The following is a 22700-nucleotide window of genomic DNA, read 5'->3' on the forward strand; positions in this document are numbered from 1 at the left end:
GTGATAAGTCGTCAGTGAGAGGCCCGCATTGACGTGGATCAAGTGCGCGACGGGGATCGCACCGGACCAACAAAAGAAGCCGAAATCAGCTCGGAGGAAGCCCGCCGGCCTGGCGGATGGCCTCGGCGGTGTCCAGATCGTCGAGCACGGTGCTGTCGGGCACCTCCACGTCGAGGCGTCGCCGCATGCTGAGCACGTCTCGCGGGGTCACATCCAGGCTCGCTTCCGCCAGGGCGTCGATGGCGCCGTCGCCCACCACGATGGGGTGGCCGGTGCGCCCGCGGTGACGAGGGCGAACCACTTCCGCGGCGCCCGAGCGCCAGGTCTCGAGCAGCGTCTGCACGGTGCGCGGGGCGATGCGTGGATGATCCACGAGAGCGAGGACGAGGGCGGACGGCGGCGGGGCGAGGCGTCGGGCCGCTTCGATCCCCGCCTGCACGCTGGAGAGCATGCCGCGCTCGGGATCCGGGTTCTCCGCGCAGGCGCAACCAGCGACCGAAGCGACGCGGTCCCCGTGAGGCGCGCCCACCACCACGATCACGTCACTGACGCCACCCTCGAGCAGAGCATCCCGGATGCGCTCGACAAAAGTACGCCCATCCAGGACGGCCAGCGCTTTGGGGAAGCCGGCTCGCTCGGAGCGACCGGCTGCGAGCACTATGCCCGTGATCCGCAAGAGTCCGGCGTCAGCCTACACGTCTTTCTCGGCGCCGTCAGGCTTCGAAGTCTTCGAGCCAATCGCCGACGGCTTGGAGGTGGATCTCCATCTTGAGCCAAGGATCCTCCGGCGCTTCGAAGTTGCTGGCATGGCAGTGCGCCTGAACGGCTGGATCCACGTCCACCAAGCTGACGACCTGGCGCCCATCGCCATTCTCTTGTTGGCTCGAGTCGCCCTGCGCTGCGAGGAGATCCATCACCCGGCCGAGGAGCAGGTGATAGCGCCGGGCGGCGGCCATCAATGGCGCTGCGCCCTGCGATTCGAAGTACTGCTCGACGGTGCCGTCAGTCCCGTATTCCCCCGCGGTTTCGGGGTGCCCTGCCAGCTCCACGATGGTCTCGGTTCCGTCGGCCTGCGCCACTCTTCCCAAAGGATACAAGCGGCAGACCAACGGGCGATCGGCGTGAACACTGCACCCCGATTCCGTCAGGAACACGCACTTTCCGTCGGGGAAGTCCAGCGCGCTACCGCCGTTCGAGGTGTAGCGCGCGATGGTCTCCGTGGTGCTGATGCCCAGACGCGCCGCGAGCCGGGCAATCTCGTAGGGATTGACCGGGATCAGCTTGTCGTGACAGCAGCGGTTGCAGGCGTTGCACTTGTAGGAGAACGGCGTCTGCCGGCTGTCCAGCACCCTCAGAACGCGGGCTTGAAGGGACGCCGTCATGACTCATCTCAGCGACCGAGGTGCTTCTCCATCTTGATCTGAACGGCGGCTGGGAGCTTGAAGCCTCCCAGGGCCGTCAACCCCCGCGGACTCTCCCCGCTGAGGCGCACCGTGAGGGCGGATGCGCCCTGTTCCTTGATGGTCTTCAGCGCTTCCGCGGGCAGCGTGTACACGGCCAACGGTTCCTTCACGCCGTCGGCGAAAAACTCCCACTTGATCGAAACCTGAGGCGTTGCCGCCGTCGCCTTTCCGCCCAATAGCCCCACTCCCAACCCTGCTCCCAGCGCGACCGCGCTGGACGCGAGCTGGAGACTCTCTCGTCGTGTCAGCTTGCGTTGCGTCATGCCCGGCTGCTTGCAGGTTTCGTGCAAGCACGGGAACGGCGGGAAAATCCCGGCCAATTCGCTGAAATGACGCGCAACTCCTGCGGCGTTCAGGAAAACCCGCGCACGACGAACCAGTAGCTTCCGAGCATCGCGGCAACGGCCGAGCCGAGCTCCAACACGGCAATGCGTCGGCGCCGTCGTTCTCCGAGCAGCACCAGAACCGTCCAAGCGAGGGCGATGACCGCGAGCTGGCCGAGCTCCACGCCGACGTTGAATCCGAACAAGCTGCCGACCAAAGTGCGTCTCGGAAGCTCGAGCTCGCCGAGCACGGACGCAAAACCCAAGCCGTGCACCAGACCGAAGAGCGCAGCGAGCCCACTGCGCAGCCGTTCGGGTCGTTCGCTGCGCGCCAGCAAGCCGAAGGTGCACGCGGCGAACAGACCCAGGCCGGCGTAGGCGACGCTGCCGGTGAGCACGGCGGCTACAACGCTCGCGACGACCACGAGGGCGGGGAGGTGCCAGCGTCGCTGCCACACGTTCTCGATGGCCACGACCACGATGGACAGCCCAATGGCGGCTTCGACGACGTCGCTCCGCACGTGCACGACACCGAGGGCGGCCAGGCTCAGCGTGACGCTATGCCCCAGCGTGAAGCCACTGACGACCAGCGCCAGCTTGCGAAAGGATCGCGCCGCGAGCAGCAATGCCAGCAGAAAGACGAGATGATCCCAGCCGGACAGGATGTGACGGACGCCCAGACCGAGCGTCTCCCGCGCAGCCCCAAAGGTGGTGGCGGGCGCGGTGAGCGGGACTTTCGTGCTGCGCTGCGTCGCCGTCAGCACGCGTTGTACCGAGCCGGAACGCAGGAAGTGCACGTGACCGGGCAAGGCGTCGAACAAGAGGTCACTGTGAATTTCGAGAGCGCTGGGTGCTTCGGCACAGCGGAGCTGCCAGCGACCACCGACGTAGCTCATAGGAAGGGGTTGGCAATGCGCTGCCGTCAGGCTTCCCATCAGTGCCGAGGCGCGGGTCCTCTCGCTCGGCTCGAGACCCGCATGCGCGATGGCGGCGTCCAGCGCGCTCTGCTCCAAAGGACCGAGACGCACCGTCACCGTCACCGTGCTGCCGTCGACGGACCAGGTCGAGTACGAAACGCTGCGCGAGTGGGCGGCCGCCGAGCCCGAAAGCGTGAGCACGAAGAGCACGAGCAGGACGCGTCGCATCATGGCGTCACGATGCGCGCGCGAGCACGCCGTTCGGCAAAGAAGGCCCTGAGGCGCTGCTCTCCCGCGCGACGGGAGTACTCCGCGCGGACCAGCTTCTCGTCGAAGCGCGGCTCCCGCCCGGGGATCTTCTCCACGAGCTCCACGCGCCCCTGCGGCGTCTCGAGGGTGGCGCCCGGCTCCAGCGCGAGGACCTCGCGGGTGACGCGCGCGCCCAGGTACTGCTCGAGCTTGTCGGGGGACAGCGGCGTGTCCGGCAACCCCGCGCGGCGCACGTGCACCCGCGGCGCGCCCCGGAAGTAGTCGCGATTCGCCTGGAAAAACGCGCGGAGCTCCGCGTCGCTGGGCTCCACCTCGGCGCCGTCCACGATCACACCAATGGCGGCGCTGCCCAGATCCGCGCGCACCTTGGGATCGCGATCCGCCAGCCCGAGCTCCAGCGCGCTGTCGATCAAGAGCTGCTCGTCGATCAGACGATCCAGCACGTGCGCTCGAAGCTCCGCCTCGCTCGCGTTCGGGCGCTCCGCCCTGAGCGCGTCCAGGGCGCGGCGGTACTCGCTCTTCGGAATCGCGTGACCGTTCACCACCGCAACGGCGTCCTCGGGCACTTCCGGATCGCTCTTCACGATACCGGTGGTCGCCAGCAAGAGGCCCAGGCACGCACCCACGCTCAGCAGCACCGTGCCCAATCGTTCCCGGTTCATGGTTGCTCCTTGCCGAAGCTCACGAAGATGGGGGACGACCAGGCGCGCTCTTCGTTCTTGCTCAGGCAGTCGTCGTCGAACGAAGTGCGATAGTCGCCGTAGCAGGGGTGCGCCTCCACGCAGCCGCCCTTCGCGTCGCGCGTGCAGCGCAGGTTGCCGGCGTTGACGGCTTCCGTTGGCTCCTGGATCGCGCGCACGTAATACAGCGTGTCGCGCTTCAGCTCCGGATCGTCGAAGCTCACACTACAGCCGGCCTCGGACGGCGCGCACTCGAAGCGCTTCCACGGATCGTCGATCAGGCTCTCCACGGCCTCGCTGTCGTTTCGCTGCCGTCGGATGCGCACCACCTCGATGCGCGTGATCTGCCGGCGCCGGTCGCCGGGCTGGTAGCACTGGCCCAGGCACAGCCGCGCGAGGCGTTCTTCTCCCAGTGCCGCCTTGGCGGAATCCGGGCAGCCCGGCTGTTGCACGAACGCACCCAGCGCCCGCACCTCGAAGTGCGGCGCCGCGGAGCGCGTCACCACCGAGCCCATCGGCAAGCGCTGGTCTCCGTCCACCAGGTCGAACCACAACAGGATCCGCTCGCCGCTGGTGCCATACACCTCGCGGCGCTGCAGCGCGTCCCAGATGGCGCCGCGATCGCGCCCCGTCGCGTGCACGGCCACCAGACCTCCGGTCATGAAGAACGACGCTTGCCGCTCGACGAACGCCACCTGGAACGGCGGCAGCGCCATGATCTCTTCGCGCACCAAGCTCACGGACGCGGGCGTCTTCTTCTTCTCGGGAAAGAACCGCTGCCGCCACTCGGCGCTCTTCGCGCCCGTCGCTTCCGTCATCTTGCGCCGTTCGAATTCCTTGTAGCCGGTGCCGGGGCGCGCGGTGTGGTTGTCGCTCGAAGCGATGAAGCCGAAGGTGGCGTACTCCGGTTGCTTCGGGTCGTCGAAGTTGCCGCGAGCGAGCAGGTACTGCGCCGAGCCGCCGGGGCGTTGGTTGTAGGTGGGGTTGAAGCAGTCGCGGCACTGGTCGCAGTCCTTCCAGTCCGCCACGCTCGCTCCGGGTATCGAGAGATGCCCCGCGCTGCCCGCCGCCACGAAGTCGGCTCGAGCTTTGTCCACGCGCCGCTCGCACTCCGCGCTCTTCGGATCGTCACAGCGTTCGCGGATGATCTCTCCCGCGCGCCAACAGCAGGGCTCGAACTTCTCCGTCGGCTCTGGGCAGCCCAGAGTGCCGTCGGGCTTCTTCTCGACGGCCCGGAAGCTCCGGTACTCCTCGGAGTTTCCGTGGCCCGAGTACACCTCGATCAGCCGTTGGCGTTCGTCCTGCTCGCTCTTCGCCAGCTGTTTGTCCCAGGTGTAGCCCGGCGGTGTGTAAAAGCCCCAGGTGGTGCCGTGGGGGATCACCAGGGAAGCGAAACCCCACTGTTGGAGCTTGTCGAACAGCTCGTGCGGCGTGTTGGCGTACTCGCGACAGTCCGGCGGTAGCTCGCGAGTCGGCACGTCCTTGGGGCAATCGACGACGCTCTGGTTTTCCCGCAGGTACGTGGCCACGTCGAGATAGCGCTGCCGCCGCGAAAACTCGAGCAGCGGCACCTTCACCAGGTCGAAGGCGCTGCCCCCCGCCGCGCGCATGCTGCGGAAAGCGCGTCCGAGCCAGGGCGCCGCGATCGGCCGCGCCGGCAAGTGCGCTTCGTCCGTGTCGCGGAAGATCACGTTCTTGTGCCCGTAGTGCTGCTCCGGTGTCGGCCCCACCTGGGACCACTCGAACCCCGTGAAGGCGACCAAGTCCGGATCGCGTTCATCCCCCGCCACTGCGTTGCACTGGCGTACCAGCTCCTTGGTCTCCTTCCAGTGCCGCGGCGTGAGGCCCTCGGCGTGGTCGGTCATCGCAAAGAAGTCGAGCCGCGAGCACTGCCGCGCGAAGTCGCAGGCGTCCGCCGGAGGGTGCGCCCCTTCGCCGCCCAGCATGGGCAAGCTGCGCAAGAATGCGTCGCCGGAGAACGTGGAGTGCACGTGCAGATCTCCGAACAGGATCTGCTTGTCCTTCTTCGATTCATGTCGGTCCGCCGCGGAAACCGCCTGGCGCGCCGCGCGCTCCGCCACTTCCACGGCGCTCACGCGGGCCGCCGTCGGTGTCCCGGCGTGTTCCGGTCGCCCTCCGCCGTAGATGATCAAGAGCCCGATGCCCAGGGCCTCCAACAGCAGCACCGAGCCCATCCACACGAGTCGTCGCTTTCCCACGCGGACCTCCCGACGCCATCATCCCGGGCCAAACGGCCCGAGCCAAGATCCGCGAACCCTTTCCGCGGCGACCTGGCTCCTACCGGGCGCATATGTCCACCTTCGGAACAATCGTGCTCGCGGGTATCGGCCTGTTTGTCGCTTTGATGGTCGGGATGAACGTCTTCGTTCGCATCAAGGCCAAGGCCATGAAGGGCCAGCCGCTGCCGGATCTGCCCGGCAAGGTCGGCAAGTCCATCGCCAAGGCCACGGACGGCCTGGTGTACTTCTTCAGCCCCAGCTGCGCGGCGTGCCGCACCCTGACGCCCATCGTCCAGAAGGCGGCTCAGAAGAACAAGAACGTCTTCGCCGTGGACGTGACCAAGAACCTGGAGCTGGCGCGCGCCCTCAAGGTCATGGCCACGCCCAGCACCCTGGAGGTGTCCGGCGGCCGCGTGGTCGAGGTCCACGTCGGCATGCTCCCCCAGAGCGTGCTCACGCGGCTCTCGCCTTCGACGTAGCCGTCAGTCGCAGAGGTGCGGACCGAAGGTCCGCACTCGGATGGCGCGGTGCGACCCGGACAGGGATTGCCACACCACCGCGAAGCCGGCGTCACCGGCCGCCATGTCGGCGGTGGTCGGCGCCGTCGCCACGCTTTGGCCAGTCGCCACGTCGAGCGCAGGCAGCTCGGTGCAGTTCGGCATCGAGCCAAACACCGAGCGACGACAGTAGTCCCACTGTTCACCTGGGTTGACCATCACCGACGCCACTCGGACGAGAACGACTGACGACCGCGCCGCCGTTGCGGTGTGTCGGTCGAGGGCGGGCCAACCGGCCAGAAGATCGCAACCATGGATGCGACGCGAGACGAGTGCGAACGGACGACAGAATTCGACACCGCGAAGACGATTTCGGTTGACGAGACTTTGGACGCTCCGCGCTCTCATTTTGCCGATCTCATTCGGACAGCGTCTGCGAAGCGCACGTGCGCCCAATGGAGGCGCGTTCGAAACCAAATCGATCTTCGAGGTGCCCGCGTGCTTGAAAGCGCAGCCACAGCGTGCTGAAGAAGGCGAAATTTCCCGTGGTATATCGGCTGAAACCACGGGGGTTTGTCATGTCATCGTCCAAAACCGTTTCCGTAGAACTGTCTGCCACCGAGCGCACTTCGCTCTCCGCACTTCAAGACCTCTCCAATCGTGATCTCTGGTCCAGCGCGGTCGTGGCCAACGCCGGTCGTCGCAAGGCGACCGCGCACTTGGTCGCGCATCTCGCTGAAATCGACCGGCGTGAGCTCGTGTATGACGAGGGCTATTCCTCCATGTACGACTTCTGCGTGCGCGGCTTGGGGATGAGTGAGGGCACGGCGTATCGGAGCATCGCCGGGGCGCGGGCCGCGCTCTCGTTTCCGGTGGTGCTTTCGCTGCTCGCCGACGGGAACCTGCACCTTTCCGGGCTTTCGCTCTTGGCTCCGCGGCTCACTCGGGAGAATCACACTGCGCTTCTGGAAGACGCCGCCGGCAAGACGAGCGCGGGGATTCGCGTGGTGCTCGCGCGCTGGTTCCCGAAGCCGGACGTCCCGGATCAGGTGAAGCCGCTGCGCACTGGTGGAAAAGGTCCGGCGCCCGGCGTGGAGCCGCTCTCGGAAGGGCGCTTCGAGGTGCATTTCAGCGCTGGCGAGAGCCTGAAAGCGAAGCTCGAGCACGCCCAGAATCTGATGAGCCACGTGAGCCGGGAGCTGGAGGTCGTGATCGAACGGGCGCTCGACGCGCTGATTCGCCAGCTGGAGAACAAGCGCTGGGGCGTTACGGACAAGCCGCGCCGCTCGCGCGGGACGAAGCCGGGCGACCCCGGCCATGCGGCCCGGCGCGAGGTGTACGAGCGCGACGGCGCCCAGTGCTGCTTCGTGTCGGAGTCCGGTGTGCGCTGCACGGCGAAGGCGTATCTCCAGTACGACCACATCGAAGCCACCGGCATCGGTGGTGGCGATGGCGCCTCCAATGGTCGGGTGTTCTGCAGGAGCCACAATTTGAACGCGGCCAAGAAGACCTTCGGCAGGGAGCACGTGGAAGACAAGATTCGCCTTCGTCAGCGAAGGCGTTCAGACTCCGAAGACGCTGAGGATGCAGAGGCGCGGGAGAAGCAAGACAAGCTCCTCCTGGCCCTCACGAGCCAAGGCTTCAAGAAGGGCGAAGCCAAGAAGGCAACGGAAAAGCTCGCTCGAGAAGCTCGCACCCTCTCGCTACAAGAGCTGCTGCGTCGTGCCCTGGCGTTGCTCGTTCCGCGATAGGCGAGCACGCGCGGGATACCCGGTGGGAAGAATCTTCGCCGGGCCGAGCTTGTTACAGAGGACCGACTCACGTGAGTACTGGGGTTAACGAGTCTTCCCCCTAACTTTCCCCGGGAGTTCCCCGAACGCCACAGTCTGCTGGGGCGCGGGCCTCGACGCGGGTCTGGCCGCGTGGTGAACTACGCGGCTCAGGAGGGTTCATGCGATCTTCGTGGCTTGCGTTGGGCTTGGTGTTGTTTGGGACGGCGAGTTGCTCGTCGGATGAGTTCACGGCGAACGGTGGTGCGGGGGGCAAGACCGGCGACGCAGGGGGCGCAGCTGGCGCTGGCGCGAGCGGTGGCGTGAGTGGCAGCGGCGGCACTGGCGGTCTGCCGGCGGACTGCACCGGCGACACCGAGTGTGACGACAAGGACATGTGCAACGGCAAGGAGACCTGCAACAACGGCAAGTGCCAAAACGGGACCCCTCCGCAGTGCACGAATCCGGATGGCGTGCACTGCAGCGCGGCGTGCGAACCATCGACGGGTGACTGCATCATCAAGGGCCTAGATGCAGATAGTGATCAGCACTTGGACGCAAAGTGTACGGCCGCAACAACGCCAGGCGACGACTGCGACGACACGAACGACAAAGTCTACACCGGCGCAGATGAAGTCTGTGACGGCATTGACAATGACTGCAACGGCAAGGACGAGCTCGAAGAGGGCACTCCGATGCTGGGCGGGGTGAGCGATCTAGTCGAAGGACAGTTTCCTGCGATCGCGTGGTCGCCGACAGACAAGCACTACGGTGTCGTATGGCTAGACCCGTTTGGCGACGGCATAAACTACGCAAGGATCGATCAAAACGGCCAGCTCGACACGTCGTCCAGGAAACAGGTCACGAAGCAGACATCGCGTCCCCGAATCGCGTGGAGTGGCACAGAATTCGGTGTTTCGTGGATTGACAACGGCCAGGTGATGTTCCGTCGTGTCCTGCCAGACGGGACATTCCCTGACGTGGCGAAGGTGGTCAGCGAGTCCTTCAGTGCCGCACCAGACACCTCGGCTGACCTGGCGGGTACGTCCAGCGGGTGGATCGTGGCGTGGTCTGATATCACCAGCAACCCCTGGGGTAGGATTCGCGTGCGAGCGATTTCGGCGACGGGCACCCCACAAGATTTCGACCACGAAGTCGGCGACACGGGAGGAAGCAATCGGGAGCCTGCCATCTCGAGTGGGTTTGCGGGCGTGCTGGTTGCGCGGGAGCGAGGCGCGCTGCAATTCTCGACTTCCATCAAGGCTTTTCGCTTGTCGAGCGCATTGGCAACCGTGGGGGATGCCGCAGTCTCCGCAGACCCGCTGCCCAACGCTGCCCAGGGCATCCATCCCGCCGCTAGTGCGACAGCTCAAGGCTGGGCCTTGGCGTGGACCGAAAGCTCTACCTCAGCGGAGTCGATATCTTACGTCGAACTTCTGGCTTCGGGCGCCAAGGCGTGCACTGCTAGCGCCCTTCCGAGCAACAAGCCGGCAGTAGTTGGCGCGGTGGCTTCGCGCGGTGAGGCAAGGCTAGTGGTGTACGGGCAGAACTCGAATCAGAACGCTACGGTTCACGCCGTCAGCTTCGATGCGAAATGCCAAGTGCGCTCGCAGGCAAAGCTCGCGGACATCGACAATCCTGGTTGGATCGATTTTGGCGTCCCAGTTGCCGCTTGGGGAGATCTTGGAACCGCGATCCTATGGGTGGACGAAACATCGGGCCTTACAATGGTGCGTTCCTGGATCTCCGGACCCAACCTCTGCGACAACCCCGTGCCCTGACAAGACGCGCGACCGCGCGCGAGATGAACACGCGGGCGGCGGGCAGGGTTCGCTGGCGAGCGCAGATCTTGTCTTCGACTCGGCTTTTCCGAAGGTCTCAACCGTGCGTGCGAATTGCGGGCGGCACTTCGTCCACAAATGCGGGTCGCTTCTCCACTCCGACACCTCGCCCACCCTGCCAGCGCGCAAGAAGCTTGCCGCGCAAGCCGGTTCCACTCTTTTTGCGGCGGACGGCGGTCGCTTCAATTCCACGTCGAACAGCCAAAGGACCAAAGCAGCGGTAGCATCGAGTGATGGACGATGAGAGGTCGCTCGAGGTCGTGGTGCCAGGGCTGGTCGCGGCGGACCGCGAAGGGCTCGATCTGACGGTCACCCGTCTCGAAGCGAGTGACGCCAACAAGCTCTTGCTCGAGGTGGACACCGGCGGTTCCGCGATCCTCGAGCTCGGCGCGGAGGAAGGATTCTTCGTTTTCGCCCATGGCAAAGCGCGCCTGGTTTCCACCAGCACCGATTCCGGTCGTGCTTTCGTCGACGCCGTCGCGGGCTGGCTGAATCACGAGCCGGACCCTGCGCAGACGGGGGACGAGTCGACCCCGACCGCCGTCACCACGTGTTCATGGGTTCGACTGGGCACGGGGCAGGACGCTATCGGCACATCGTGGTCGGCCTTCAAGCTGTTCTTCGACCAGGGCGAACTGCACGCGGAAGTATTCTTCCGTCTGTCCGAAGACGGACGGCGGGCTCAGTTTCTGGAAAAGTGGTCCGAGTACAGGGAGCGCCTGCTCGCGATATTCGATCGAGCGTTGGGCGGCGCGCCGGCGCGGCGCTGGCGCGCTCGGTCGAGTCCACGCATCATCGCGCCCGGCCGCCGATCGTTCGGCGAAGAAGACGCGTTCGAAGCCTGCGTGCCCGAGGGCTGGAACGTGTCGTGGCGACAGGAGGGCCACTGGCGCATCGCCGACGCGAACGATGAAATGATGATCGAGATGTCCTGCTTGCATCTTCCGCCGTTGCCGCCGGAGGCTCCCGACGTCCCGGCGCGGCTCCGCGACCTCATCGACGGCAGCGAGCATCGTGCGGAAGCGTCTCCAATCGTGACGTTTATGCGAGGCGAGACGACGATCTCGTGGAGCGAGTACGCGTTCCTTTCCAAAGACACGAAACGCCCAGAAGCAGCGAAAAGGCCCGCGCGCGGTCGCTGGTTGATCGCCGCCAACCGCTGGGTTCAGGTGCTCATCACGGCGTGCTGGTGGGAAGCGGACATCGCCGAAGCGGAGCAGGCATGGACCAGCGTCGTCGACAGCCTGCACCTGGCCGGACGAATCTCGGAGCGATTGCAGCCGAAGGGATCGGCCTGACGGGCTCTCAGCTCACCGCGGCCTTCAGCGTGCGCCGCACGAACACGGGCACCATCTCGCGGCGGTAGTCTTCGTCGCCGGGGACGTTCGGCATGGGGTGACACTGCTTGAACGCGTGCTCCGCGAGGCGCGCCGTCGCCTCCGTGAAGCTCCGCTCTCCCGGCTTTGCGCCGCGCAGCGTGTCCGCCGCCCCTTTGACGCGCACCGGGCGCGCCGCGAGCGCCACGATGACGACGTCCGCGTCGCGGACGCTGCCGCGTTCCACGTCGACCCGCGTGGCCACGCCGAGCTCGGGAAAATCGATGGCCGCGCGATTCCGGAGCTTGCCGTACGCGCCGCGATGGCCCGCGGCCTGCGGCGGGATGCGGATCTCCGTCAAGAGCTCGCTGGGCGCGGCGTGCTTGTTCCACACCCCGTCGCTCTTCCACAAGTCGTCCACGAGGAGCTCGCGCCGCCCCGACATGCCCTCGAAAATCAGGCGAGCCCCGAGCGTCATCAAGGCGGGCGCCGTATCGTTGCTGGCCGCGGCGACGCACTTGCGACCGCCGGCGACCACGTGGCACACGGTTCCGTCCTTCTTGAGACAGAAGCCGAGGCTCTTCCGCCAGAAGTACGTCTGGTTGTAGTAGCGGCAGCGGGTGTCGAGCATCACGTTGCCGCCCGCGGTGCCCATGCGCCGGAGTTGCGGCCCGGACACCACGCCGGCGGCTTGTGCCAAAGCGGGCGCGTGGGCGATGACGTCGGCGTGCGCTGCGAGCTGATCCAGCCGCGCCATGGCGCCGATGCGGAGCGTGCCGTCGGCTTCGCGTTGGATGGCGCCGAGCCCTGCCACGCGTTCGAGGCTCACCAGCAGCTTGGGCTCGAACAGGCGATGCTTCAGGTTGGGCAGCAAGTCCGTGCCACCGGCGACGATCATCGCTTCGCCCTCGTGGGCGGACAGCAGCGCTACGGCGTCCGCCACGCTTTCGGGCAGGGCGACCTGGAACTTGGGCAACCGCAGCACTACTCGGCTCCTTTGGCGAGCTCACGCTGTTGGGCGCTGTCGCGCAGAGCCCGGAGCACCTTGGCTGCCGTGAGCGGTAGCTCGCGCAGGCGAATGCCCACGGCGTCGAACACCGCGTTGGCGATGGCGGGGATCGCGGGATGCAGCGGACCTTCGCCGGCTTCCTTGGCGCCGTAGGGTCCTTCCGGATCCACGCTCTCCACGATGATGGCGCTGAGGTCCGGCACATCCAGAGACGTGGGAATGGGGTAGTCCAGGAGCGAGGGGCCGGCGTGCAGCCCGCGGCCGTCCACCCGATGGTGCTCGAGCACGGCTTCCGCCGCGCCCATGTAGGCGCTGCCCTCCATTTGCCCGGCGACCAGCATGGGGTTGATGGCGCGGCCGCAGTCGTGGGCCACCCAGATGCGCTCGGGAATGATGCGTCCGGTCTCGACATCCACCGTGACCTCGGCCACGTGTGCCGTGAAGGAGTACGCGGGTGACGCGCCGATGGTCCCGCCACGGTAGTCGCCACCGAGCTTGGGCGTGTTGTAAGAGCCGGTGGCGCCCAGCGTGTCGAAGCGCGCTTCCGCCAGCTCGAAGGCCTGACGCGTGGTCATGCTCTCGCTGCCGTCGGTCACCTCGCCCAGACGCATCACGATGCGCTCGGCCGGAACCTGCCACTTCTCCGCCACGGCTTGGGCGATCTGCTGGCGCAGCTTGCGGCAGGCGTCGATGGTCGCGTTGCCCACCATGAAGGTGACGCGACTCGAGTAGGCGCCCAGATCCACCGGGCACAGATCCGTGTCCGCTGCGATCACGCGAACGTCCTCCGGCACCAGGCCGAGCTCTTCCGCCACCAGGTAGCGCACCACGGAGCTCGAGCCCTGGCCGATGTCGTTGCCCCCGGTGAAGACCATGACCAGCCCGGAGCGATCCACCTTGAGCTGGATGCCCGCTTGCGGCATCTCGTTCGGGTACACCGGGTAGTTGGTTCCGGTGATGTACATGGAGCCCGCCACGCCCAGGCCGCGGCCGAACGGAAGACGACCGCGGCGCTCTCTCCAGTTGCTGGCCTTCTCCACCGCAGCCAAGCACTCCGCGAAGCCGCTTGAGGTAATGCGCTGCCCGTTCACCGTGGTGGTGAAGGCGCCCTGGTAGTTCTTGCGACGGATCTCGATGGGATCCATGCCCAGGGCTTCGGCGATTTCGTCCAGCTGCACCTCGAAGGCGAAGCGCGGCTGCACCGAGCCGTGCCCGCGCTTGGGACCGCAGGGCGGCTTGTTGGTGAACACGCGCGTGGAATCGAAGCGATACGATGGAAAGTCGTACGGCCCCGTGAGCAGCTGCCCCGAGTAGTACGTGGTGACCAGGCCGAAGGAGCTGTACGCGCCGCCGTCGATCAGGATTCGCGCGTCCACGCCGGTGATGCGCCCATCTTTCTTGGCGCCGGAGCGGTAGCGCATGCGCATGGGGTGGCGGCCGCGGTGGGCGTAGAACACTTCTTCCCGCGTCCACAGCATCTTCACCGGGCGGCCGGTGATCATCGCCAGCTTGGAGACGCAGAACTCGAGGGAGAAGGGGTCGCTCTTGCCGCCGAAGGCGCCTCCGAGACACGGTTGGATCACGCGGATGCGCGCTTGCGGCCAGGCGAGCACCTTGGAGAGCTCCCGCTGCACGTAATGCGTGATCTGCGTGGAGCTCCACAGCGTGAGCACGCCTTCGCCATCCATGCGTGCCACGGCGCAGTGGGGCTCGATGGCGGCGTGAGTCGTGCCCTGGAAGTAGTACTCGTTCTCCACCACCACGTCGGCGCTCGAGAGGGAGTCTTCGATGTCGCCGAACTCCAGGAGCACGTGCTTGCTGACGTTGCTCTTGCGCTCCTCGTGAATGCGCGGCTCGGCGTTCTTGGCGGAATCCTCTGGATCCAGGAACGCGTGCAGCGGCTCGTACTCCACGTCGATGAGATCCAGGGCATCGATGGCCGTGTCTTCGTCCACCGCGGCGACGGCCGCCACCGGGTCGCCGATGAAACGCACCTTGTCCACGGCCAGCGCGTTCTCGTCCGGCGTCCAGGGGATCACGCCGTACTTCACCGGTAGATCTTGCCCGGTGATCACGGCGTGCACGCCGGGCAAGGCCGCGGCCCGCGAGGTATCGATGCGCTTGATCTTCGCGTGCGCCACCGTGCTCCGGAGCAGCTTGGCGTGCAGCATGCCGGGCAGTTGGATGTCGTCCGCGTAGATCGCCGCACCGGTCGCCTTCTGGTGACCATCGACCTTGCGGTGGGGTTTGCCCACGACGGAGAACTCGCCATACGGCGGCTCGGTGCCGTGGTTGTCTCGCGCTGACATTGCCTCGGGCTCCTTCGCGTGACCGAAGGTCATGATAGCGGCGGGCCGTGGCAGGGTCGACCCGTGCGGCGGACCGGGCAAATTGTCGCACCCTTGCTTGTGCAAGGCTCCCGAAGTGGCGTGTGAACCACCAGCTCGAGTGAAATTTCCTCCGCGTGGTGATAGTGGTCAGCCCCCGTCGATTCTCGAAGACGACTCTCGGCGATCGCGTGCTAAACGCACCCCCCGAAGCCGGCGAATCGACGGCCGGAACAAGCTCATTCCCGGAGGTCTCATGTCCAAGCTCGTCACCGCGTTCGTAGCCGGAGCCATCGCTTGCTCGGCGCTAGCGATCGGATGCTCCAAGTCCGAGAACAAGACGGAGAGCAGCAGCTCCACGGCCGCCACGACGACCGCCGCTGCCACGCCCGACGATCCGGCTGCCGAAGCCAAGAAGTACTTCGACACGACGTGCGTGGTTTGCCACGGCAAGGATGGCAAGGGTGACGGGCCCGGCGCGGCCGCGCTCAACCCCAAGCCGCGTAACTACACCGACGTGAAATGGCAGGAGGAGGTCAAGGACGAAGAGCTCCGAAAGGCCATCCTCGAAGGTGGCGCTGCGGTCGGCAAGAGCGCGGCCATGCCGCCGAACCCTCAGCTCAAGAGCAAGCCCAAGGTGGTGGACGAGCTGGTGAAGATCGTTCGCGGCTTCAAGGGCAAGTGAGCCCGACGCTCAGGCGTTCCTGAGCTCGATAGCGATCAGGAAGCGCGCTCTCCAGTGAGGGCCGCTTCCTGATTTTGTTTGTGCGGCGCGGAACCACTTGTGGCGCCGGCACCCCAGACGCCGACACCTTTGAGGCGTTGACGCCACAAGCACCATCACACAAGTCCTTGCGCCTCGTGTGGTACGGAGGTTGCTGCCGCGGCGCAAGATGATGCGCCTCACCTGGACTTGGCTGGCCGTTGGGATCGGTTTCGCGAGCGTCGTGGCTTGCTCGAGCAATGGAGGCGACTCGCGTTCCGAGGGAGGTGGAGGCGCCGCCGCCACAGGCGCAGGCGGGGGGCTCGACGGCGGAGCTGGCAACAGCTCGGGCGGCGTCGGGGGAGGGAGTGGAAGCAGTGGCGCGGGCGGGAGCGGCACCGGGGCCATGGCGGGTAGTGGTGGCGTGGCGGGCGGTGGTGGTGTCGCAGGGGGCGGCACCGGCGGTGTTGCGGGCAGTGGCGGTGTGGCAGGTGGCGGCACTGGGGGTGTGGCTGGGGCCTGCCCCGGGGGCTGCAATACGCCGCCCAGCCAGTGCTACGCGAAAACCGGCAGCTGTGAGAACGGCGCCTGCGTCTACCCATTCGTGGAAGGCGCGAGCTGCAACGACGGCAACGACTGCACCATCTCCGACGTGTGCAGCGGCGGCGTCTGTGAAGGAACGCCGATGCTGTGCAACCAGCCTCCCGCGTCCGTGTGCTCCGATGCTTCCACGCTCAAGGTGTTCGAGGGCGGAAGCTGCCAGGGCGGACTTTGTACTTACGCCAGCAAGCAGATCGCGTGCAACGGCGCCTGCAGCAACGGGGCATGCCAGAACGATCCCTGCGCCAGCGTCGTCTGCAACTCGCCGCCGACGTCGTGCCACAAGAGCACCGGAACCTGCTCCCAGGGCGTTTGCAGTTACGCGTTTGACGACGGCAAGTCGTGCTCGGACGGCAATGCCTGCACCGACCAAGACAGCTGCAACGCCGGCGTATGCATCGGAGCACCCAAGATCTGCAACACCCCACCCCCCAGCACCTGTTCCGATGCCTACACCGTCAAGCTGTACCAGACTGTCGGCGCCTGCTCTGCCGGTAGCTGCAGCTATCCCGTCACCTACCTTAGCTGCGCCAACGGGTGCTCGGGAGGGAAGTGCACGACCTCCGGCTGGACGAAGATGATCTCCAATACCACCAGCACCTTGCAGGCGGTCTGGGGAACGAACAAGAGCTCGGTGTGGGCGGCAGGAGGGCCTACCGCCATCTACTACGACGGCGTCAAATGGCAGGTGCGCGCGCCGCAAGCGTTCTCCCTGACGGACGTACATGGAACGACGGCGAGCAACGTGTTCGCCATCGAGCACGACGGCAAGCTCCACAAGTTCAACGGCTCAACGTGGAGCTACGTGCTGACGGTGCCGGGTCTGACCAGCGCGTGTCTCTTCGTCGATGGTGACGATAGCCTATGGGTGGGTGGGCGCGACAACATCAGCGGCAATGGCATCGTCACTGCGCTGTATCGCGTTCAGGGGACCAACGTGAACCTCGTCGGGGGAACCTCGACCTACATGGTCGCTACCGCAGGGCGCTGCAGCCTATGGGCAGCATCGCCAAATGACGTCTGGCTCTCTTCAGGCAAGACGCTGCACTACGATGGCAGCGCGGTGTCCGAGATCGACACGGCGTCGACGGCGATCTGGGGCCTCGCGCCGCTTCCCGTCTTCATGGCCTTCCAGTCGCTGAGTCGTTTCGACGGTACCAATACGGACGTCTTTCCGTTGGGGACGACAGGAACGATCTTCGGGCTTCACGGCACTGCGCCGAACCGCGTGTTCGCCGCGCTAGCCACCAGCTCCCAAGGTCGCGTGCTGTTCTTTGATTCCCTCGGATGGACGCAGGAGCCGATCCCTGCGGGCACGAATAGTCTTTACGACGTCTATGCTGCGCCGTCCGGTGAAGTCTACGCAGTGGGCGACGGTGGCACCGTGCTCGTGGGCCCGTGAGCTCGCGGTCAGGAGACGCCAAGCGTTTCCCTGTCTGAATCAGCTCGGTTGTGCGGGGTAGCGAGTCAGGCAGCCCGAGCGCAGAGACTCCGGACACGGACGGTGCCATGTCGGTTGGGTGTTTGTGCGGCGCGATGCCCGTCAGTTGCCGCCGGCGGCACCTGCCGCGCCACTGCTGCCGGCCATGCCGCCACTGCCGGCCATGCCGCCACTGCCGGCCATGCCGCCACTGCCCGCCGCGCCGGCCATGCCACCGCTGCCCGCCGCGCCACCCGCGCCGCCACCGCCGGGCACGCACACCGGCACCTGCTCGCCACTGCCACCCGTCGTCGTGACCGGCAGGCACGCGTTGCCGCTGCTGCAGGTCCCCGAAGAGCAGAACGGCGAGCACGTTCCCGAGGAGCTGCCGTTGGCACTCGGGAAGCAGAACAGCCCTGCGGCACAGGTCGGTTGCCCGATGATCAGCGAGCAGCCGGTGCCTTCGCCGTTGGCCGCGGTTGCGGCCAAGCAGCCGAAGTGGCCCGCGGCGTCCTTGGGCCAGCACGTCTCTCCGGACGCGCAGCTGCTGGGGTTCGACGCGCAGCTGCTGGTGCTGCCACCGCCGCTGCTGTCGTCACTGCCGCACGCCGCCAAGGCCGCCGAACCGACCAACGCCAAGAGCAAGAGCTTCTTCATGTCCGATTCCTCCGGAGGGCGAAGCTCTCACCGTGTCGGCGCGCTGGCAAGCGGGCTCGAGCGGCTTTCTTTCCCGGACGGCCGGCCTCGACGTATTCGTCCAAGGTGGCCCAGAGCGCGTGGCAAGCGATCGCCGAGAGCAGGTCCGAGACGCGGCGGGCGGACGTGCGATTGCTGTCCGGCGCGGATCACTACGACGTGCTCGTGTGCAAGGAGCTGCCGCGCGCTCGCGTGGCGGTGTGGATCGCGACGGCCAACTTGAAAGAGCTGCGCATCGAGGCTCCGATCGGCACGCGAGCCCGCGCGCGCGGACGCTACGTGTCGATCCTCGACTCCTTACAGACGCTGAGCGACGCCGGCGTGGAGATCCGTTTGCTTCACGGGAGCGCGCCGACGCGACCGTTCGTTTCCGCGTTGAACCAACACCCTCGGTTGAAGAAGAAGCTGGCCCTACGGGAGTGCCCGCGGGTGCACCTGAAGACCATCACCATCGACGGGCGGCTCTTGTACCTGGGCAGTGCCAACTTCACCGGGGCGGGACTCGGCGCCCGCGCGGCGGAACGCCGGAACTTCGAGCTCGGCATCCTCACGGAGGACGACTACCTCCTGGACCAGGCGCAGGCGGAGTTCGACGCCATCTGGAGTGGGCGGCGCTGCGGCGCTTGCAAGCTGAGGAACGAGTGTCCGAAGCCCCTCGACAGGCCGGCATTGCCCGGCGTGAAGCGCGCGCGGCCGGCCAAGAGCGCGCGGCGGAAGCGCGCGGGGTAGCCCTCTGGACGCAGGCGGCGCTTCGTGCGACGTCGAAGCCGTGGAGTACCCGACGCGTTTCGACACTTCCTACGATCTCGCGAAGCTGCCCTGGTTCGACGTGGTGGACGGCCGATTGGTGGTCGACGCGGACCTGCCGCCGGCGGTGGACGTGCACACGCACTTGGCGCTCGCGTACGTCCTGCCGCAGAAGCTGGATCTGAATCGCGAGTGGCCCAGCACCGAGCACTACCTGCCGCTTTCGGGCACGCTGGACCTGGACGTGTACGCGAACGTCAACTTCACGCCGGAAGATCTCACGAAGATGAAGCGGGATCTCTCGCTGGGCGCGGTCACGGCGGGGGGCATGCGGCGCACCCACACGTTGCCGAACTTGGCGAAGGAAATGAGCGAGCTCGGCGTGGTGGGCTCGGTGCTGCTGGCCATCGACTTCCCCGTGCTCTCGGACAACGCCGGAGATTGGCTTCGGGCTGCCAAGGGGCGCGACGAGTTCGTTGTGTTCGGCTCGGTGCACCCTTACAAGCCGCGCATGCGCGCGGAGCTCGACCGCCAGGTGGCGATGGGCGCCAAGGGCATCAAGGTGCATCCGGCGGTGCAGACCGTGATCCCGAGTGACCGCCGCGCGATGAAGCTGTACCGCGAGTGCGGAAAGCGGCACTTGCCGGTGCTGTTCCACTGCGGCCCGGTGGCCATCGAGCCGCCCCTGGGGCGCTACCTGTCACAGGTGCGGCACTACAAGAAACCGCTGGAAGAGACGCCGGACACCACGTTCATCTTGGGTCACAGCGGCGCGCTCCAGGTGGACGCCGGCATCGAGCTCGCCCGCCGCTACGACAACGTGTACGTGGAGATCGCCAGTCAGTCCCTCACGGGAGTTCGCAAGATCATCGAGCGCGTGGACCACGATCGCATCTTGTTCGGCAGCGACTGGCCCTTCTATCACCAGAGCATGCCGCTCTCGAAGCTGCTGATCGCGACGGAGGGCGCGCCGGAGCTGCGCGACAAGATCCTGTATCGAAACGCCGCGCGCCTCCTGGGCTTGAGCACGGAGAAGCTCCTCGCCCGCCGCCGCGCCGCTTAGCCCTTGCGGAAGCGTTCCCAGTACGGCGTTTCGCGAACGCCCGTGGCGGCGAGCTCCACGGCTTCGAAGATCTGCGTGTAACCGGTGCAGCGGCACAGGTTGCCGGACAGGGCCTCGCGGATTTCCTGCCTGGAGGGGTTCGGGTTCTTGTTCAGCAGCGCCTTGGCCGACAGCATCATGCCCGGCTGACAGAACCCGCACTGCAGCGCACCGGAGCGATCGAAGGCGTCCTGCACGGGATCCAATCCGGTGCCGCCGGCCTTCTTGTGGAGCGGGGTGAGCCCTTCGATGGTGACGACTTCGCGACCTTCGGCGACCTGCGCCAGGGTGAGGCACGACAACACCGGTTCGCCGTCCAACAGCACGGTGCAGGCCCCGCAGTCCCCCTTGTCGCACCCCTGCTTGGTGCCGGTGAGCCCCAGCTGGTAGCGCAGGGCTTCGAGCAGCGTCCAGTGGTCGGGCACCGCCAGCTCCAGGCGATCACCATTGACGACGAGGTTCAGGGTACGCACGGCGGGAGGAATGATAGCGGCCCACGCGGCGGGACGCGAGGCGCTATGCTCTGCACGGTGACGGATCGCGATGCTCGCATCAGCCCCACCGCCCACTACACCGCCTACGTGTGGCACCGCTTGCGGCTGCCCTACGCGGAGCACTTCGCCACGCCCACCGGCCGAACGCTATTTTGGAGCTTTCGCGCCGTGGGGGAGTGGCTGGCGGCGGCGAGCCGCACGGTGCCGAGCATGGTGCAGTACCTGGAGCTCCGCCACCGGGCGATCGAGCACGCGCTGTCGGAGATCGGGCCGGACCACATCCTGGAGATCGGAGCCGGCCTTTCCCGCCGGGGGGTGACCTGGGCGCTGGACCATGGCGTGCGCTACACGGAGGTCGATCTGCCGCACATGGTGGCGGCCAAGCGCGACGTCCTCGCGCGTCGCGGGCTGCTCTCGCGAGTGAGCGGCAAGCTGACCCAGGAACAGAAGGACGCGCTATCGAGCGACTTCGGCGCGTGGCTTCACGAGCGCTTGGCGGGCGCCGAGCGGCCGGTGGTGATTGCGGAGGGCGTGCTCGGCTACTTCGAGATGCCCGAGCGCGAGCGTATCGCGCGGTCCATCGCCGAAGGCCTCGCCGGGGGCGGTACGTTCCTGTGCGACCTGCGCTCCAACGAGGGCGGGCGCACGCTGGCGGTCACCTCGGAGCTCTTGAAGGGCGCCATCTGGCTGGTGACCCGAGGCCGCGGCGCCGCGGAGAACTTTCGCGACGAAGCGGACGTGCGGAGCTTCTTCGCGAGGACGGGCTTCACGACAGCGGAGCCGGTGCCCACGGAGCTGGCGACGCCGCACCTGGTGCAGCTGCGTTCCCCCGCGCGCGTGTGGCGCGGGGAGATCACTTCGTGATCGAGAAGGCGTCCATTTCGCTTCCGTCGGTGCGGATCGCCTTGTAGCTCAGCTTGTTCCCGTCCACGTCCACCATCACGTAGTGATGAGTCTCTTCGGTATACTTCGAGAAGTAGCAAGTGGACGCAGGATCGGTGCCGTACAAGTCCTTCGCCGCACCACCGGACACTACGTACACCGTGCCGCTGCCGTTCACCGGCTCACCGTTGGGTCCCGCTTGCGCCACTTGGCCGTCCGTCGTTCCCGGCTGGAAACCACGGATGGGCAAGGAGCGCTGATAGTTGTGGACGTGGCCGGTGAACACGATGTCCACGGCGTACTTGTCGAAGACGGGTTGCCACGTCTCTCGTGGCGCGAGGCTGTCCCCTTGATGGGAGCTGCCACAAGTGTAGGGCGCACGATGGAACGCCACGAAGACCCAGGGCGTCTTGCCGCGATCGACTTGGGCCAGATCTTCCTCCAAGAACTTCGTCTGCGGGTCCTTGTTGGTGCCCTCGCTCGATAGCATCACGAAGTGCGCGTTGGCGTAGTCGAAGGAGTACCACTCCTCTCCCTGCGCTTCTTCACCGGGCGAGGGATCTTGCGGTAGCGCGAACTGGCCGACGTAATAAACGGAGAGGTTGTCGTGATTGCCGTTCACGGGCATCAACGGCCGCGTGGCGATCAGATCTTGCGTCGCGAAGCTTCCGCTCTTGCCTTCGAAGAACTGCTCCCAATGACTTTGGTTTGCCGTGTTGTCGATGAAGTCTCCGGTGAAGACCTGGAAGTCCGCGCCACCGCTCGTGATCTGCTCCGACATCTGCGCGAAGATCTCGCCGCTGCCGCGAGAATCCCCAGTCACTGCGAAGCGGAAGGGGGCAGACTGCCCCACCGGCGGCGCCGTGGCGGTGTCGTACACTTGGCTCCAGTGGCCGGCGCCGCCCACCTTGTAGAAGTAGGTGGTGTCCGGCTCCAGACCGCAGACGTGCACCTCGTGCACGCGTAGCTTCTGGGTGGTGAACAGCGGGCTGCCCAATAGCATCGTGTGTCCTGCGGCCACGTGCACCGCGCCGCTGGGACCATCTGCCGCTTCGACGCCGGCCTTGTCCGTTCCATAGAGGACGCGGGTGAGTCGGGTGTCGAGGTCCGTGGCCCAATTCACGGCGACGGTGGACGACGAGGCTCCGGCCCAGCTCACGTGGATGTGTTTGGGTGCCGGATCGGCGCCTACTACGTCACGATCCCCGCTGGCTTCCTCCGCTGCGTCCGGGAGCGCGACCTGGTAGTCACAACCCTTGGGCGTGTAGGGGAAGGTCAGCTCCGCCGGAGGTTGGTCCGAGGGCTTTTTGGAGTCATCTTGGCTGCAGCCCGAGAACACCGCCACGGCCAGCGCACCGACCGTAGGAAGCGCCACGAGCACGAGAGTGGCGGTCCGCACGTCAC

The 22700-nt window shown here is 66.5% G+C and carries 21 protein-coding genes; 9 read left to right on the top strand and 12 right to left on the bottom strand.

The genetic code is table 11. The features are described 5' to 3' along the window. Window positions 1–85: 85 nt before the first annotated feature. From H6717_23965 to H6717_23990, 6 genes are all read right to left on the bottom strand, one after another. The gene (locus H6717_23965; protein ID MCB9580105.1) at window positions 86–676 is read right to left on the bottom strand and encodes a nucleotidyltransferase family protein; all 591 of its coding nucleotides are present in this window, start codon (window positions 674–676) and stop codon (window positions 86–88) included. A 37-nt stretch (window positions 677–713) separates the two neighbouring features. Beyond that, window positions 714–1382, bottom strand: a complete 669-nt coding sequence (locus H6717_23970; GenBank protein ID MCB9580106.1) for a YkgJ family cysteine cluster protein — start codon at window positions 1380–1382, stop codon at window positions 714–716. A gap of 8 nt (window positions 1383–1390) precedes the next feature. Next, window positions 1391–1726: a hypothetical protein gene (locus tag H6717_23975; protein ID MCB9580107.1), complete on the bottom strand. Its 336-nt coding sequence runs from the start codon at window positions 1724–1726 to the stop codon at window positions 1391–1393. Window positions 1727–1815: 89 nt separating this feature from the next. Further along, a complete protein-coding gene (locus tag H6717_23980) occupies window positions 1816–2934 on the bottom strand; it encodes a HupE/UreJ family protein (protein ID MCB9580108.1) in 1119 nt (372 codons plus the stop codon). Beyond that, window positions 2931–3635: a SurA N-terminal domain-containing protein gene (locus tag H6717_23985; protein MCB9580109.1), complete on the bottom strand. Its 705-nt coding sequence runs from the start codon at window positions 3633–3635 to the stop codon at window positions 2931–2933. The genes H6717_23980 and H6717_23985 overlap by 4 nt, the downstream gene beginning before the upstream one ends. Further along, complete coding sequence (locus tag H6717_23990) at window positions 3632–5872, bottom strand: DUF3604 domain-containing protein (protein MCB9580110.1); 2241 nt, start codon at window positions 5870–5872, stop codon at window positions 3632–3634. Before H6717_23990 ends, H6717_23985 begins: the two co-directional genes overlap by 4 nt. Window positions 5873–6027: 155 nt before the next feature. On the opposite strand from H6717_23990, the gene H6717_23995 reads away from it, so the two are divergent. Next, window positions 6028–6372 carry a thioredoxin family protein gene (locus H6717_23995; GenBank protein ID MCB9580111.1) on the top strand — a complete coding sequence of 115 codons (345 nt, stop codon included), beginning with the start codon at window positions 6028–6030 and terminating at the stop codon, window positions 6370–6372. A gap of 3 nt (window positions 6373–6375) precedes the next feature. Here the strand turns inward: H6717_23995 and H6717_24000 are convergent, their stop codons facing one another. Beyond that, window positions 6376–6609, bottom strand: a complete 234-nt coding sequence (locus tag H6717_24000; protein MCB9580112.1) for a hypothetical protein — start codon at window positions 6607–6609, stop codon at window positions 6376–6378. Between the two features lie 359 nt (window positions 6610–6968). Between H6717_24000 and H6717_24005 the strand changes: the two genes are divergently transcribed. From H6717_24005 to H6717_24015, 3 genes are all read left to right on the top strand, one after another. Further along, window positions 6969–8141, top strand: a complete 1173-nt coding sequence (locus H6717_24005; GenBank protein ID MCB9580113.1) for a hypothetical protein — start codon at window positions 6969–6971, stop codon at window positions 8139–8141. A 341-nt stretch (window positions 8142–8482) separates the two neighbouring features. Continuing rightward, window positions 8483–9940, top strand: a complete 1458-nt coding sequence (locus H6717_24010) for a putative metal-binding motif-containing protein (GenBank protein MCB9580114.1) — start codon at window positions 8483–8485, stop codon at window positions 9938–9940. Between the two features lie 404 nt (window positions 9941–10344). Then, window positions 10345–11298 (top strand): hypothetical protein, encoded by a 954-nt coding sequence (locus H6717_24015; GenBank protein MCB9580115.1) that lies wholly within the window; start codon window positions 10345–10347, stop codon window positions 11296–11298. Window positions 11299–11305: 7 nt separating this feature from the next. On the opposite strand, the gene H6717_24020 is transcribed toward H6717_24015, so the two are convergent. Beyond that, entirely contained in the window at window positions 11306–12301 is a 996-nt protein-coding gene (locus H6717_24020; protein ID MCB9580116.1) for an FAD binding domain-containing protein, read from the bottom strand. Beyond that, complete coding sequence (locus H6717_24025; GenBank protein ID MCB9580117.1) at window positions 12301–14634, bottom strand: molybdopterin-dependent oxidoreductase; 2334 nt, start codon at window positions 14632–14634, stop codon at window positions 12301–12303. The genes H6717_24020 and H6717_24025 overlap by 1 nt, the downstream gene beginning before the upstream one ends. Before the next feature lie 274 nt (window positions 14635–14908). On the opposite strand from H6717_24025, the gene H6717_24030 reads away from it, so the two are divergent. Beyond that, window positions 14909–15337 (top strand): c-type cytochrome, encoded by a 429-nt coding sequence (locus H6717_24030; GenBank protein MCB9580118.1) that lies wholly within the window; start codon window positions 14909–14911, stop codon window positions 15335–15337. A gap of 424 nt (window positions 15338–15761) precedes the next feature. Beyond that, window positions 15762–17357 carry a hypothetical protein gene (locus tag H6717_24035; protein MCB9580119.1) on the top strand — a complete coding sequence of 532 codons (1596 nt, stop codon included), beginning with the start codon at window positions 15762–15764 and terminating at the stop codon, window positions 17355–17357. A 141-nt stretch (window positions 17358–17498) separates the two neighbouring features. Here the strand turns inward: H6717_24035 and H6717_24040 are convergent, their stop codons facing one another. After that, window positions 17499–18032: a hypothetical protein gene (locus H6717_24040; GenBank protein ID MCB9580120.1), complete on the bottom strand. Its 534-nt coding sequence runs from the start codon at window positions 18030–18032 to the stop codon at window positions 17499–17501. 105 nt (window positions 18033–18137) lie between these two features. On the opposite strand from H6717_24040, the gene H6717_24045 reads away from it, so the two are divergent. Together H6717_24045 and H6717_24050 are read left to right on the top strand one after the other, a co-directional pair. After that, window positions 18138–18800 (top strand): phospholipase D family protein, encoded by a 663-nt coding sequence (locus H6717_24045; GenBank protein MCB9580121.1) that lies wholly within the window; start codon window positions 18138–18140, stop codon window positions 18798–18800. Window positions 18801–18840: 40 nt separating this feature from the next. Next, entirely contained in the window at window positions 18841–19881 is a 1041-nt protein-coding gene (locus H6717_24050; protein MCB9580122.1) for an amidohydrolase family protein, read from the top strand. On the opposite strand, the gene H6717_24055 is transcribed toward H6717_24050, so the two are convergent. Further along, window positions 19878–20393, bottom strand: a complete 516-nt coding sequence (locus H6717_24055; GenBank protein ID MCB9580123.1) for a (2Fe-2S)-binding protein — start codon at window positions 20391–20393, stop codon at window positions 19878–19880. The two genes, H6717_24050 and H6717_24055, sit on opposite strands and share 4 nt — an antisense overlap. A gap of 57 nt (window positions 20394–20450) precedes the next feature. Here H6717_24055 and H6717_24060 point away from each other — a divergent pair, with 57 nt between their 5' ends. Continuing rightward, window positions 20451–21278 (top strand): class I SAM-dependent methyltransferase, encoded by an 828-nt coding sequence (locus H6717_24060; protein MCB9580124.1) that lies wholly within the window; start codon window positions 20451–20453, stop codon window positions 21276–21278. Here the strand turns inward: H6717_24060 and H6717_24065 are convergent. Beyond that, entirely contained in the window at window positions 21268–22695 is a 1428-nt protein-coding gene (locus H6717_24065) for a purple acid phosphatase (protein MCB9580125.1), read from the bottom strand. The two genes, H6717_24060 and H6717_24065, sit on opposite strands and share 11 nt — an antisense overlap. Between the last annotated feature and the right edge of the window lie 5 nt (window positions 22696–22700).

This window comes from Polyangiaceae bacterium (genome assembly GCA_020633235.1).
Classification (GTDB): Bacteria; Myxococcota_A; Polyangia; order Polyangiales; family Polyangiaceae; genus JACKEA01.

Excerpts from the sequence above, each read along its gene's own strand:
- H6717_23970 (MCB9580106.1), bottom strand. The coding sequence starts at position 1,382 with ATGACGGCGTCCCTTCAAGCCCGCGTTCTGAGGGTGCTGGACAGCCGG.
- H6717_23975 (MCB9580107.1), bottom strand. The coding sequence starts at position 1,726 with ATGACGCAACGCAAGCTGACACGACGAGAGAGTCTCCAGCTCGCGTCC.
- H6717_23980 (MCB9580108.1), bottom strand. The coding sequence starts at position 2,934 with ATGATGCGACGCGTCCTGCTCGTGCTCTTCGTGCTCACGCTTTCGGGC.
- H6717_23985 (MCB9580109.1), bottom strand. The coding sequence starts at position 3,635 with ATGAACCGGGAACGATTGGGCACGGTGCTGCTGAGCGTGGGTGCGTGC.
- H6717_23995 (MCB9580111.1), top strand. The coding sequence starts at position 6,028 with ATGAACGTCTTCGTTCGCATCAAGGCCAAGGCCATGAAGGGCCAGCCG.
- H6717_24000 (MCB9580112.1), bottom strand. The coding sequence starts at position 6,609 with ATGGTCAACCCAGGTGAACAGTGGGACTACTGTCGTCGCTCGGTGTTT.
- H6717_24005 (MCB9580113.1), top strand. The coding sequence starts at position 6,969 with ATGTCATCGTCCAAAACCGTTTCCGTAGAACTGTCTGCCACCGAGCGC.
- H6717_24025 (MCB9580117.1), bottom strand. The coding sequence starts at position 14,634 with ATGTCAGCGCGAGACAACCACGGCACCGAGCCGCCGTATGGCGAGTTC.
- H6717_24030 (MCB9580118.1), top strand. The coding sequence starts at position 14,909 with ATGTCCAAGCTCGTCACCGCGTTCGTAGCCGGAGCCATCGCTTGCTCG.
- H6717_24035 (MCB9580119.1), top strand. The coding sequence starts at position 15,762 with ATGGCGGGTAGTGGTGGCGTGGCGGGCGGTGGTGGTGTCGCAGGGGGC.
- H6717_24040 (MCB9580120.1), bottom strand. The coding sequence starts at position 18,032 with ATGAAGAAGCTCTTGCTCTTGGCGTTGGTCGGTTCGGCGGCCTTGGCG.